9 protein-coding genes and 1 tRNA gene are annotated in these 12,491 nt (G+C 61.8%); 6 read left to right on the forward strand and 4 right to left on the reverse strand.

Features of this window, described 5'->3' with window-relative positions; translation table 11 throughout:
* Positions 1 to 3: 3 nt before the first annotated feature.
* Together ACYCAX_RS24610 and pilB are read right to left on the reverse strand one after the other, a co-directional pair.
* A complete protein-coding gene (locus tag ACYCAX_RS24610) occupies positions 4 to 1,221 on the reverse strand; it encodes a type II secretion system F family protein (protein WP_460249054.1) in 1,218 nt (405 codons plus the stop codon).
* A 3-nt stretch (positions 1,222 to 1,224) separates the two neighbouring features.
* Entirely contained in the window at positions 1,225 to 2,928 is a 1,704-nt protein-coding gene (pilB, locus tag ACYCAX_RS24615; RefSeq protein WP_460249055.1) for a type IV-A pilus assembly ATPase PilB, read from the reverse strand.
* A 224-nt stretch (positions 2,929 to 3,152) separates the two neighbouring features.
* On the opposite strand from pilB, the gene ACYCAX_RS24620 reads away from it, so the two are divergent.
* The 3 genes from ACYCAX_RS24620 to ACYCAX_RS24630 all read left to right on the forward strand — a co-directional run bounded on the left by ACYCAX_RS24620 (position 3,153) and on the right by ACYCAX_RS24630 (position 5,606).
* Positions 3,153 to 3,575 (forward strand): pilin, encoded by a 423-nt coding sequence (locus tag ACYCAX_RS24620; RefSeq protein WP_460249056.1) that lies wholly within the window; start codon positions 3,153 to 3,155, stop codon positions 3,573 to 3,575.
* A 302-nt stretch (positions 3,576 to 3,877) separates the two neighbouring features.
* Entirely contained in the window at positions 3,878 to 5,437 is a 1,560-nt protein-coding gene (locus ACYCAX_RS24625) for a PglL family O-oligosaccharyltransferase (protein ID WP_460249057.1), read from the forward strand.
* Between the two features lie 93 nt (positions 5,438 to 5,530).
* Positions 5,531 to 5,606 (forward strand) — tRNA-Thr (locus ACYCAX_RS24630).
* Positions 5,607 to 5,655: 49 nt separating this feature from the next.
* On the opposite strand, the gene galE is transcribed toward ACYCAX_RS24630, so the two are convergent.
* Together galE and nadC are read right to left on the reverse strand one after the other, a co-directional pair.
* The gene (galE, locus tag ACYCAX_RS24635; protein ID WP_460249058.1) at positions 5,656 to 6,678 is read right to left on the reverse strand and encodes a UDP-glucose 4-epimerase GalE; all 1,023 of its coding nucleotides are present in this window, start codon (positions 6,676 to 6,678) and stop codon (positions 5,656 to 5,658) included.
* Positions 6,679 to 6,791: 113 nt separating this feature from the next.
* Positions 6,792 to 7,640 (reverse strand): carboxylating nicotinate-nucleotide diphosphorylase, encoded by an 849-nt coding sequence (nadC, locus tag ACYCAX_RS24640; RefSeq protein ID WP_460249059.1) that lies wholly within the window; start codon positions 7,638 to 7,640, stop codon positions 6,792 to 6,794.
* A gap of 285 nt (positions 7,641 to 7,925) precedes the next feature.
* Between nadC and ACYCAX_RS24645 the strand changes: the two genes are divergently transcribed.
* The 3 genes from ACYCAX_RS24645 (at position 7,926) to ampE (ending at position 11,701) form a co-directional block, all read left to right on the forward strand.
* On the forward strand, positions 7,926 to 10,217 hold the full coding sequence (locus tag ACYCAX_RS24645) for a DUF1631 domain-containing protein (protein ID WP_460249060.1): 2,292 nt from the start codon (positions 7,926 to 7,928) through the stop codon (positions 10,215 to 10,217).
* An 87-nt stretch (positions 10,218 to 10,304) separates the two neighbouring features.
* Positions 10,305 to 10,868 carry a 1,6-anhydro-N-acetylmuramyl-L-alanine amidase AmpD gene (ampD, locus tag ACYCAX_RS24650; protein ID WP_460249061.1) on the forward strand — a complete coding sequence of 188 codons (564 nt, stop codon included), beginning with the start codon at positions 10,305 to 10,307 and terminating at the stop codon, positions 10,866 to 10,868.
* Positions 10,865 to 11,701 carry a regulatory signaling modulator protein AmpE gene (gene ampE / locus ACYCAX_RS24655; RefSeq protein WP_460249062.1) on the forward strand — a complete coding sequence of 279 codons (837 nt, stop codon included), beginning with the start codon at positions 10,865 to 10,867 and terminating at the stop codon, positions 11,699 to 11,701. The genes ampD and ampE overlap by 4 nt, the downstream gene beginning before the upstream one ends.
* Positions 11,702 to 12,491 lie beyond the last annotated feature (790 nt).

Consider the following 12,491-nt stretch of genomic DNA (forward strand, 5'->3'; position numbering starts at 1 on the left):
GTTTTAGACGACGGCACCCAGTTGGAAGATCGGCAGGTACATGGCGATGATCAGGCCGCCGACCAATACGCCGAGCACGGCCATGATCATCGGCTCCATCAGCGTGGTGAGGTTGTCGACGGCATTGTCGACCTCTTCCTCGTAGTAGTTGGCGACCTTGTCCAGCATGGCGTCCAGCGAACCGGACTCCTCGCCGATGGCGGCCATCTGGATGGCCATGCTCGGGAAGACCCCGGTGGTGCGCATGGAGAAGTTCAGCTGGGTACCGGAGGACACGTCCTGCTTGATCTTGTTCACGGCATTGCGGAAAACCACGTTGCCGGTCGCGCCGGATACCGAGTCCAGCGCTTCCACCAGGGGGACGCCGGCAGCGAAGGTGGTAGAGAGGGTGCGGGAATAACGGGCTACGGCGGACTTGTAGAGGATGTCACCGACAATGGGCAGTTTCAGCACGCCGCGGTCCACGGAGTCCCTGAATTTTTCGGAGCGCCTGTGGAATTCCCTGAGGGCGAACGCTATGGCGAATAGGGCGATCAGGAAGACGAACCACCATTTCTGCAATAGTTCGGAAAGGTTGATGACCATCTGGGTAAAGGCCGGGAGCTCCGCACCGAAGTTGGCGAAGACCGTCTGGAACTGCGGCACGACCTTGATCAGCAGAATGGATGAAACGATGAGGGCGACTATGACGACCGCGATGGGGTAGGTCATGGCCTTCTTGATCTTGGCCTTGAGCGACTCGGTCTTTTCCTTGTAGGTCGCCACGCGGTCGAGCAGGGTCTCCAGGGCGCCGGACTGTTCGCCCGCATCCACCAGGTTGCAATAGAGGTCATCGAAGTACTGTGGCTTCTTGCGCAGGGAGTTGGCCAGGCTGTTGCCGGAGGCGACTTCCTGCTTCACCTCGTCGACCAGCGTACGCATGTTCGGGTTGTCGAAGCCTTCGCCGATGATGTCGAAAGACTGCAGCAGCGGAACACCCGAGCCCATCATGGTCGCCATCTGCCGGGTGAACAGGGCGATGTCCATCGGCTTGATTGCCTTGCCCTTGCCCAGCAGCGAGATACCTTTCTTGCGGACTTTGATCGGGTTGATGCCCTGCTTGCGCAGTTGGGCCTTGACCAGCGCGGTATTGATCCCGGAAAGCTCCCCTTTTACCTTCCCGCCCTTGCGATCAGTGCCCTCCCAGGTAAAGACACTGGTCCTCAATGCTTTTTCCGCCATGGATTAATCCTTGGTCACGCGGTTGATTTCCTCGAGGCTGGTAATACCCTGCATGGCTTTCAGCAGGCCCGAGGTGCGCAGATCGTTGAAGCCTTCTTTGCGGGCCTGTTCGGCGATCTGAATGGAATTGCCTTCTTCCATGATAATCCGCTGTAGCGCCGGCGTGATTTTAACCACTTCATAAATACCCACACGCCCCTTGTAACCGTTCTTGCAGTTTTCGCACCCAACCGGGGCGTAGAGCTTGAACGAACCGATCCTGGCTTCCGGGAAACCTTCATGGAGCAGCGTTTCGCGTGGAACGTCGTGCTCCTTCTTGCAGGCCGGGCAGAGTTTGCGGGCCAGGCGCTGGGCGATGATCAGGTTGGTGGAGGTGGCGAGGTTGAAGGAAGCCACGCCCATGTTCAGCAGACGGGTGAGGGTTTCCGCGGCGCTGTTGGTGTGCAGGGTGGACATCACCATGTGTCCGGTCTGGGCGGCCTTGATGGCGATTTCCGCCGTCTCCAGGTCACGGATTTCGCCGACCATGATCACGTCCGGGTCCTGGCGCAGGAAGGCGCGCAGTGCCTGGGCGAAGTCCAGGCCCGTCTTCGGGTTGACGTTGACCTGGTTGATGCCCTCCAGGTTGATCTCCACCGGATCTTCCGCGGTCGAGATGTTGATGTCCGGAGTGTTGAGGATATTCAGGCCGGTATACAGGGAGACTGTCTTTCCCGAGCCGGTGGGACCAGTCACCAGGATCATGCCCTGCGGCTGTTTCAGTGCCGCGAGATAAAGCTGCTTCTGCTCTTCCTCATAGCCCAGAGCGTCGATACCCATTTGCGCACTGGCCGAGTCGAGGATACGCATCACGATCTTTTCGCCCCACAGTGTGGGCAGGGTATTGACGCGGAAGTCGATGGACTTGGTCTTGGACACGCGCATCTTGATCCGGCCGTCCTGGGGTTTGCGGCGCTCGGAGATATCCAGGCCGGCCATGACCTTGAGGCGGGCGGAGATGCGGCTGACCAGTTGGACCGGCGGCTTGGCGACTTCCTGGAGCATGCCGTCGGTACGGAAACGTACCCTGTAGACCTTTTCATAGGGCTCGAAGTGCAGGTCGGACGAGCCGCCCCTGATGGCGTCCAGCAGCATCTTGTTGACGAAACGCACCACAGGGGCGTCGTCGGCGTCACCGCCGATGCTTTCTTCCTTGCGTTCACCGTCGGCACTCTCGACATCCAGTCCTTCCAGATCGACATCGGCCAGCTCGTCCAGCCCGCCAGTGGGGCTCTCGAAAAGCTTCTCGATGGCGTCGCCGAGCCTGTCGTCCTCCACCAGGATGGCTTCGGTGGTCAGGCCGGTGCTGAACTGGACGTCGGTGATCGCCTGGTGATTGGTCGGGTCCGAGAGGCCGACGAACAGCTTGTTGCCCCGGCGCCACAAGGGGAGGACGCGGTGCTGGCGCACCAGCTTCTCGCTGACCAGATCCTTGGGAAAGCCCTCGCGGTCCAGGCTGCCCAGGTCGCAGAAGGCGATGCCGAACTGCTCGGCGGCCAGCTCCGTCAGAGGGCGGCTTTTCACCAGCTTGTTCTGTACCAGGTAGGTCACCAGCGACAGCTTGTTGCGCTGGGCCTGCAGTTGAGCCTGCCGCGCGCTGTTCTCGTCGAGCAGTTGAGACAGCACCAACTGCCGGGCAAGGCCGGACAGGACGACTTGATCGTTCATGGGAAATGGCCGGATGAAGAGATTCAAGCCTTATAACGCAGTTAGGGGGAGGTGCCAAATTCAGTAGGGCGCTACTGTCGAAAATTGTCACTTCCTGCGTAATTTCGCTTATTGACTTCTGGAATTGCCTACAACAGTCATATTTTGTGGCGTGGAAATCTTGGCACGGAAGCTGCTTTGTCTGAGGCAGGTCCTAGGACCGTACCTAAAAACTGGAGAGAACTATGAAAGCTCAAAAAGGCTTTACTCTGATCGAACTGATGATCGTGGTTGCGATCATCGGCATCCTGGCTGCCATCGCCCTGCCGGCTTATCAGGATTACACCACTCGCGCCAAGATCAGCGAAGTTATCGTAATGGCTGCTCCGGCTAAGCTGGCCGTGGCTGAAACCAGTTCCTCTCTCGGCGGTCTGGCATCGCTTACTGCTTCGAACTCCGGTTATACCTTCCCAGGTGCGACTAAGTATGTTTCTGGTGTCACTATTGAGGACGGTAGCGGTGTTGTAAAAGCAACTTCGATCGTTCCGAATGCTGAGGGTGATATTATTCTTACTCCCGAGGATGCTGGTAATGGCCAGCTGACTTGGAAGTGCACTGTCGACGGTATCGATACTAAGTTTGTTCCTCAAGAGTGCCGTAGTAACTGAGTATGTTGTGGTTTTTGTGACTTAAAGAGGCGACCTTCGGGTCGCTTCTTTTTTGCGATCAAGATCTGCTTGCCGGAGCTGGAGTTTTATGGGGCAGCAGGAAGTTTGCGTCGGAAGTTTAAGGTCGGTCGCATTGGCTTGGGGAGGGGGCGTTGTATAGCGTGAGCGAGGGCGATGAGGGCAGGGTGGAGCGTTCGACACTTGTGAGAGTTCTTGGGGTAGTTGTCGCTTCGCTCCCCTGGTTGCTGCCTACGCACACGGATCCGTGGACTACTTTTTACAATGACTTCATGGCGTCAGCCATGTTGCTTCCGTTGGTCGTTCTGTTGTTCTTCTCTTCGCCGCGAGGTTGGACTGTAAGTCGTGGAGTGTTCTTAGTTTTTAGTCTGGCTGTCATTCCTGTCTTTCAGGCGATGGCAGGGCTGCTTCTGATTCCTGAAGAGTCTCTTCCGATTGCGGGTTTCATTCTGGTGTTTGCAATTGCCTTGTCCCTGGGGCAACAGAGGCAATTGGTAGAGCCCTATCGAATAGCAGATGGTTTGTTCGCAAGTTTTTTTCTTGTTTCGATACTTTCTACTGGGCTGGCCCTGTATCAATGGCTCGCGCTTGATGGGTTGGGAGTCCTGGTGCCTTCTCCCGCGACAGGCGGAGTGAGGGCTGTTGCGCTTGTCGGGCAACCCAACAATCTTGCGACACTTCTGGTTTGGGGGTGTATCGGAGTCTGGTGGGCCTATGACAGGCGTTTTATCGGTAGTGGTTGTGCCGTCTTGGCGGTCGCCTTCTTCTTGCTGGGGGTGGTCCTGACGGGCTCGCGTACTGGCTGTCTCCAGGTCGCTTTCCTTGCTGTGGTTGCTCTCGTGTTGTGGTGGCCTCGCGATGTAAGGAAAAGATCGGTCGTGGTGCTATTGCTGACGAGCTGGTTTGTTTCTCTACTATTGCTTATTCCACTGCTGGCCAATTTTCTTTTTGGTGCGGCGAGTCGCGAGATGTTAAACGCGGGGCTACGTCCGATATTTTGGTCGATGGCGCTTGAGGGGATTGCGGAGCGGCCGTTGGTTGGGTATGGCTGGAATCAGGTTGTATCGGTTCATGTGGAGTTTGCCGAGAAGTATCCGGGCTTAAGTTCAGTTATGGGGCATGCGCATAACCTCTTCCTTGATCTACTGCTCTGGAATGGGGTCGTGATTGGCACTGTGTTGGTGGCTGCTATTGTCTGCTGGGGAGTCGGACAGGCGCTGAGGGTGAGGACGGAGCCGCATGGCATCATCTTGGCCGCTCTCGGCGTTTTCCTTATTCATTCGATGCTTGAGTTGCCCCATCTTTACTTGATTTTCCTGGTGCCTGTCGGTTTGCTGGTCGGTATGGCAAGTTCGTTCTTGCCGATGAAGATCGTCGCTACATTGCCACGCTTCTCGATAATCGTGATTGGTGTGGCGATGGCGACGATTCTTGTCATTGTATTTCGTGACTACAGGTTGATAGAGGAGAATCTGACTGCGCGTAAATTGGTGGCTGCGCGAATATCGGGCGCAGTAATTCCAGCCTCTCCTGACGTGATTCTCCTCAAATCGCTGCAGAGCGCACTTGAGCACCTGGACACAGAGCCAAGTCGAAACATGTCGGCGGCGGCTCTCGAAGGAGAACGCCTTGCAGTCTTGCGCTACCCGACAACCGGTGGGCTTTTTCGGTATGCGCAATCAGCCGCGTTGAACAACAGAGCAGGAGAGGCGGCATGGGCGCTGCAGCTCATCTGCGACCTCAGGCCAAAGCGGGATTGCCTATCGGCGATTAATGATTGGGCGGTCGTGGCGTCGTCGGGTAATCCTGAAATGGGCTCTGTTGTTTTGCCAAGAGTGGAGTGAGTTTTGTATCTGCACGGCTTGATCACTTCAGCGTATATCGAATCGCCTGGATGGATTGATTCGCAGGGAACAGAGTGCTAGCTTACGCCCGCCGCCGGTGTAGCTCAGTCGGTAGAGCAGCTCATTCGTAATGAGAAGGTCGGGGGTTCGATTCCTCTTACCGGCACCAGCTTCAACAAAAAGCCCCGCTTCGAGCGGGGCTTTTTGTTACCTGCGATTCAGCCGTCGGTGTAGCCGCCGGGATTGCGGCTCTGCCAGTTCCAGGCGTCGCGGCACATGTCTTCGATATCGCGGGTGGCGCGCCAGCGCAGTTCGCCGACGGCGAGGCCGGGGTCGGCGTGGTAGCTTGCCACGTCGCCGGGGCGGCGTTCGAGGAATTGGCGGGGAAGGGCGTGGCCACAGGCTTTTTCATACGCCTCGATGATTTCCAGCACGCTGTAGCCGCGCCCGGTACCCAGGTTGAAGGTTCTGGAGCCTTCGGCGTTGTCCAGCCAGCGCAGCGCGCAGAGGTGGGCGTCGGCGAGGTCGCAGACGTGCAGGTAGTCGCGTACGCCGGTGCCGTCGGGTGTCGGGTAGTCGCTGCCGAAGATCCGGATGAAGGGTTGTCGGCCGGTTGCCACTTGCGAGACATAGGGCATCAGGTTGTTGGGGATGCCGTTGGGATGCTCGCCAATCCGCCCGCTGGCGTGAGCGCCGACCGGGTTGAAGTAGCGCAGGATGGCGATCTTCCACTGTGGGTCGGCGTCGGCGATGTCGCGCAGGGCGATCTCGGCCATGAGTTTGGAGCGGCCGTAGGGGCTGGCCGGCGCGGTGGGGGCGTCCTCGCGGATCGGGCTTTGCGCGGCGAGTCCGTAGACCGTGGCGGAGGAGCTATAAATGAAGCGCTTCACGCCGTGGCGTTGCATCACGTCGCACAGGGGCAGGGTGCCGGCGAAATTGTTCTGGTAGTAGGCGATCGGGTTGGCGACCGACTCGGCGACGGACTTCAGGCCGGCGAGGTGGATGGTGGCCGCGATGGCGTGCTCGCTGAAGAGTCGTTCGAGCGTGGCTTCGCTGCGTACGTCGCCTTCGATGAAGGGAATGGACTGGCCGGTGAGCTGCTCGATGCGCCGCAGCGGGGTGGTGGAGCTGTTGCTCAGGTTGTCCAGGATGACCGGTGTGAAGCCCTGCTCGATCAGTTCCATACAGATGTGGGAGCCGATGTAGCCACAGCCCCCGGTCAACAAAATCTTGCTCGTCATGATCCCGCCAGTGCTTCCCTTGCGCCGATTCGCCCGCCTTCGGATTCTCTCAGAGGCAGGCGAGCCGGCCCTATGCAGGGCGGCGTGATCGATTTGGCAATCTGGCGTCGTGCTTACAGGCTCAGCCGCATCGACAGATCCAGCGCCTTGACGTCCTTGGTCAGGGTGCCGATGGAGATGTAGTCCACCCCCGTTTCGGCGACGCTGCGCAGGGTCGCTTCGGTGATGCCGCCGGAGGCTTCCAGCCTGGCGCGGCCGGCGGTGAGGGCGACGGCGGTGCGCATGTCGTCCTGGCTCAGTTCGTCGAGCATGATGATGTCGGCGCCGGCATCCAGGGCCTGGCGCAGTTCGGCGAGGTCTTCCACTTCGATTTCCACCGGCTTGCCGGGCGCGATGCGCTGGGCGGCGGCGATGGCCTGGGCGATGCCGCCGCAGGCGGCGATGTGGTTTTCCTTGATCAGGAAGGCGTCGTACAGGCCGATCCGGTGGTTGTGGCAGCCGCCGCAGGTAATCGCGTACTTCTGCGCCAGGCGCAGGCCGGGCAGGGTCTTGCGGGTGTCGAGCAGCTTCACGCCGGTGCCGTCGACCAGGTCGGCGTAGTGGCGGGCGCGGGTGGCGGTGCCGGAGAGCAACTGGAGGAAGTTCAGGGCGCTGCGCTCGCCGGTGAGCAGGGCGCGGGCCGGGCCTTCGAGGGTGAACAGGGTCTGGTCGGCGCTGACCCGGTCGCCGTCGCGGACCTGCCATTTCACCTGGACGCGGGGATCGACCTGGCGGAAGACCTCGTCGACCCAGGCGCCTCCGGCCACGGTGGCGTTCTCGCGGGTGATGATGCGCGCGGAGGCGTCGCGCTCGGCGGGAATCAGTTGGGCGGTGATGTCGCCGCTGCCGACGTCTTCGGCCAGGGCGGCGCGGACGTTGGCCTGGATTTCCCCGGAAAGCTCGGCGAGGGTGAGGTTCGGCATGGAGGACTCCTGTTCGCAGTGCCGGGATTATACGGTCGGCGGGGTTTTGCGGGTATCGATTGGCGTTGTCGGGCGGTCAATCGTCTGTCAGACAAGCGGCATCTATATCGACGTGAATTTCTTCAAGAATGCGAGAAATGACTCTTGGTTGTTCAAAAAGCTTCCCTATAATGATTCAGGAATTTCATACTTTTTGACGCCACGAATTTGACGTTGCGGATAACGCTTCGATGACTGTTGGTGCCGCCAGCCAGCCCCGCCAGGGCTGACGGCAGGAGACTTGCGATGCAGAAGGACGCCAACGCGAATGTAGTGCCGCTGAACAAGCCGGCCGCTCCCGAACAATCGCCGAGTTCGTTCGCTGGCCGTCTGCCGGCGGCGCTGGTCAGTGTGCGCGACAAGGTCGCCGTTCAGCTGCGTCAAGCCATGCAGGCGTTGTTCGATAACGCCGACGATACCCTGTTCGAGATGGCCGATCGGGCCTCCAACAACTCCGAGCAGAGCGCCTATTTCGAGGCCATGCGCGACCTGCGCCTCAAGCGCAAGAGCATCGAGCGCGGCTTCCTGCAGAAAGTCTTCGAGCAATTCGCCAGCCTCTGCCAGTACGAGATCGGCAAGCCGCCGCTGGATTCGGTTTCCTACGACAACCTCACCCTGGTCCAGAACGATGAGCTGGAAGAGTCCGTGGCGCTGGACGCTATGGTCGCCAAGGTGGTGAGCCGCGATGGCGTCGCTCTCGGGCACCTCACGGCCCGTTTCAACAAGCTGGTCAGCAAGAAGGTCGAAGACAAGACCAACCCGCTGGGGCCGCGCCTGCTCTGCGAGGCGTTCCTCGAGGCGTGCCAGGGGTTGGGGGTGGAGATCAAGGTCAAGCTGATCATCCTCAAGCTGTTCGACAAGTATGTGCTGGCCGAGGCCGAGCACCTGTACGCCGAGGCCAATCAGACGCTGGTCGCTCTCGGCGTGCTGCCGGAACTCAAGAACGTGCCGCTGCGCCGTCCGCCGCAACGCGCTACGCCCAGCCAGGGTGGCGCGGCAGCGTCGGCGCCGGCTGCGGTGGATCAGGCCGGCACGCAGTACCTGGACTCCGAGTCCCAGGCGGCTTTCTCCGCCCTGCAGGAACTGCTCTCGCAGGTGCGCGGCAGCGCCGTCGCGCCCACCCGTGCGATGCCCGCCGATGCGCTGCCGATCACCAGCAACGACCTGATGCGCCTGCTCTCCCACCTGCAGTCGCACCTGCCGGCGCAGACCATCGATGAAGTCGACGTACGCCAGCACCTGGATCACCTGCTGACCCGCGTCAGCACCAAGAGTGGCCGTTCCCGCGTGGTCGGCCAGGTCGACGAGGACGTCATCAACCTCGTCTCCATGCTCTTCGAATTCATTCTCGACGACCGCACCCTGCCGGACTCGCTGAAGGCCCTGATCGGCCGTATGCAGATTCCGATGCTCAAGGTCGCGGTGCTCGACAAGACCTTCTTCAGCCGCGGCAGCCACCCGGCGCGCCGCCTGCTCAACGAGATCGCCTCGGCGGCCCTGGGCTGGGGCGAGCAGACCGACGGCCAGCGCGACTACCTGTACCAGAAGATCGAGCAGGTGGTGATGCGCCTGCTGAACGATTTCGTCGACGACCCGGCGATCTTTTCCGAACTGCTCGATGAGTTCATCGCCTTCACCGGTGACGAGCGCCGTCGTAGCGATCTGCTCGAGCAGCGCACCCGCGACGCCGAGGAAGGCCGCGCCCGCGCCGAGCTGGCGCGCCAGGACGTGGAGCGGGTGCTCAACGAGCGCCTGCTGGGGCGCACGCTGCCGGAGGTGGTGGTTCGTCTGCTGCAGGAAGCCTGGAGCAAGGTGCTGCTGCTCACCTGCCTCAAGCACGGCACTACGTCCACCGAGTGGGACGCCGCGCTGGCGACGATGGACGACCTGATCTGGAGCGTGGAGCCCCACGAGGATCCGGACTCGCGCCTGCGCCTGCTGGAGATGGTCCCGCAATTGCTCAAGTCGCTGCGCGATGGGTTGTCCTCCGCGGCGTTCGATCCGTTCTCCACCGGTGAGTTCTTCAGCCGTCTGGAAGGGCTGCATGTGCAGGCCTTCCAGCGCTACAAGCAGGCCGAGGAACGCCGTGCGGCCGAGCTGGACGACGACCTGCCGCTGCTCGACGAGCCGCTGGACGCCCCGGCGGCGGTTGCCTCGGCGGCGCAGCCGGCAATGGTGGCCGTGGTGGCGGAAATCGTTCTCGCCACTCCCGACGAAAGCCGCCCCGCGGAGCCGGAGGAAGTGCTCGCCGATGACGACGAGTCGCTGCGCCGGGTCGATGGCCTGCACGTCGGCAGTTGGGTGGAGATCCAGGAAGACGAAGAGCACAAGCTGCGCTGCAAGCTGGCGGCGGTGATCCGCCCGAGTTGCCGTTACATCTTCGTCAATCGCACCGGCATGAAGGTGCTGGAGAAGACCCGCATGGGCCTGGCCCTGGAGTTCCGTCGCAACGCCGTGCGCCTGCTCGATGACGCCCTGTTGTTCGACCGCGCCCTGGAGTCGGTGATCGGCAATCTGCGCCGCCTGAAGAACGCCTGACCGGGCCGCGCTCCGGCGCTGCGGCGTTGCCGCGAGTTCATTTCCCCGTGCGGCTGCTTTAGAGTGGGGTTCTGCCAAGGAGCCCCCATGCAGCTCGATCCCCGTACCGGCTGGTGCCAAGGCGCCCAGCATTGTCCCTCGCCGAACTTCAACGCCCGCCCCGACGGCGAGGTGGTGTCGTTGCTGGTGATCCACAACATCAGCCTGCCGCCGGGCCAGTTCGGCACCTGCAAGGTCCAGGCGTTTTTCCAGAACCGTCTCGACGCCGACGAACATCCGTATTTCGCCAGCATCGCCGCCATGACCGTTTCCGCGCATTTCCTGATCGAGCGCGACGGTTCGCTGTTCCAGTTCGTGTCGTGCAACGAGCGCGCCTGGCATGCCGGCGTGTCGCGCTTCGACGGGCGGGAGAACTGCAACGATTTTTCCATCGGCATCGAGCTGGAAGGGACCGATTGCGATCCCTATAGCGAGCGTCAGTACGAGGTGCTGGCGGAGCTGACCCGGCAACTGATGGCCAGCTATCCGGCCATTACCCCGGCGCGTATCCAGGGGCACTGCGATATCGCGCCCGAGCGCAAGACCGATCCGGGCGAGGCGTTCGACTGGGCGCGCTATCTCGCCGCCCTCGGAGCGAAGGAGTCGATATGAGTTTCCTGGTGTTGTTGCTGGTCCTGCTGGTGGAGAAGCTTTCATCCTGGCGCGCGCGCCTGCAGCGCGACAGCCTGTGGCTCGGCTGGCTGGACAGCGTGGGCGGTGCGCCGTCGCTGACCGCGCGTCCCTGGCTCGGGCTGCTGGTGGCGGTACTGCCGCCGCTGCTGTTGCTGGCCCTGCTGCTGACCCTGCTGGATCCCGTCGCCTATGGGCTGCTGGCGCTGCCGGTACACCTGCTGGTGGTGGTCTGGAGCCTGGGACGCGGCGATATCCTGCGGGCCGTCGGCCCCTTCCGCGATGCCTGGCGGCGCGAGGATGCCCAGGGCGCCTATCACGTCGCCCGGCGCGACCTCGGCGTGCAGGCCGACAACGACGACGAGCTGCTGGCGCAGGTGCAGGGCACGCTGGTGTGGCAGGCCTACCAGGCGTTCTTCGCGGTGATCTTCTGGTATGCGCTGCTGGGCCCGGTGGCGGCGCTGACCTACCGTCTGCTGGCCATCGCGGCGGAGCAGGGCCGGCAGGCGGAGTTGCGCGAGCGCGCCGTCCAGCTGCGGCATGCGCTCGATTGGCTGCCGGCGCGGGCGCTGGTGCTGAGTTTCGCCCTGGTGGGCAACTTCGTCGCCGTCAGCCGCAGTCTGCTGCATGACCTGCTGGCCTGGGACGTGCCCGCCGCCCGGCTGCTGGCACGGGCCGGCTACGTGGCCGAGGATTTCAACGAGGGCGGACTGGGCGCCAAGGGCGTCGCCAGCCTGGATGCGCTCTGGCAGTTGCTGGTGCGCTCGGCAGTGCTGTGGTACGCCGTTTTCGCCATCTGGACCCTACTGCTGTAAGAGCCCGTCTCTGTCGGCATGACGGTAGGAGCAACTGTCTACTTCTGGACGATCTGTGCCTGCGCTTCCTCCTCTCCCTCAGGGAGAGGGCCGCCCCCGAGCGCAGATATCTCTCGTAGGAGCGAGCTTGCTCGCGAACGGATTCCGCTGCGGGGCTGGTTCGCGAGCAAGCTCGCTCCTACAGAAAGGCTGTCCGCGCTGCCCGGCCGGTGCCTGCACGTTCCGGGGCCGTAAGGCGAATAACCATGCCCCTGCATGGACTGACGTGTAGGAGCGAGCTCGCTCGCGAATGGGTTTCGCCGGGCAGCTCCGCGGCTGGAGGTGCGCGAGCAGGGACTGGGCGTTCCCCTCGTTCCTGCAGGTTTGGCTCGGCTTCGTCGGATAGGTAGGACTGCTGCAAGGGCCTGACGCCGGCCTCCCTGCCGTTGGTCCGATGATGGCATTTTAACCTTAAGTTACAGAACTCCCCGCCGATATCAGGTACACAGAAGCCCGTGTACGCCGTTGCTGTCCGTGATGCCCATCACGAACCGTCCCGGCGAGCGCGTGGGGGCGTGTGCCAGTCCAGGCGCGCGCCTGCCATCCCCGACAAGCGACATAACAATAAAGGGAACAGGAGACGTCTTTGTGAGGACTGTGCTCTATCCGGCCATCGCGCTGATGAATCGCCTGAGCTTCGGCATGAAGTTCAGCCTGATCAGCGTGCTGTTTTTCCTGCCGATGCTGATCACCAATTTCTATCTGGTGCGTGATTCCTATCGCCAGTTCGTCAGTACCCGTGCCGAACTGG

The organism is Pseudomonas sp. MT3 (assembly GCF_054720805.1).

Bases quoted from the DNA above. Each gene is read 5' to 3' on its own strand.
- ACYCAX_RS24620 (WP_460249056.1), top strand. From the start codon at position 3,153: ATGAAAGCTCAAAAAGGCTTTACTCTGATCGAACTGATGATCGTGGTT.
- nadC (WP_460249059.1), bottom strand. From the start codon at position 7,640: ATGCCGAACCTCACCCTCGCCGAGCTTTCCGGGGAAATCCAGGCCAAC.
- pilB (WP_460249055.1), bottom strand. From the start codon at position 2,928: ATGAACGATCAAGTCGTCCTGTCCGGCCTTGCCCGGCAGTTGGTGCTG.
- ampD (WP_460249061.1), top strand. From the start codon at position 10,305: ATGCAGCTCGATCCCCGTACCGGCTGGTGCCAAGGCGCCCAGCATTGT.
- galE (WP_460249058.1), bottom strand. From the start codon at position 6,678: ATGACGAGCAAGATTTTGTTGACCGGGGGCTGTGGCTACATCGGCTCC.
- ampE (WP_460249062.1), top strand. From the start codon at position 10,865: ATGAGTTTCCTGGTGTTGTTGCTGGTCCTGCTGGTGGAGAAGCTTTCA.
- ACYCAX_RS24610 (WP_460249054.1), bottom strand. From the start codon at position 1,221: ATGGCGGAAAAAGCATTGAGGACCAGTGTCTTTACCTGGGAGGGCACT.
- ACYCAX_RS24645 (WP_460249060.1), top strand. From the start codon at position 7,926: ATGCAGAAGGACGCCAACGCGAATGTAGTGCCGCTGAACAAGCCGGCC.
- ACYCAX_RS24625 (WP_460249057.1), top strand. From the start codon at position 3,878: ATGTTGCTTCCGTTGGTCGTTCTGTTGTTCTTCTCTTCGCCGCGAGGT.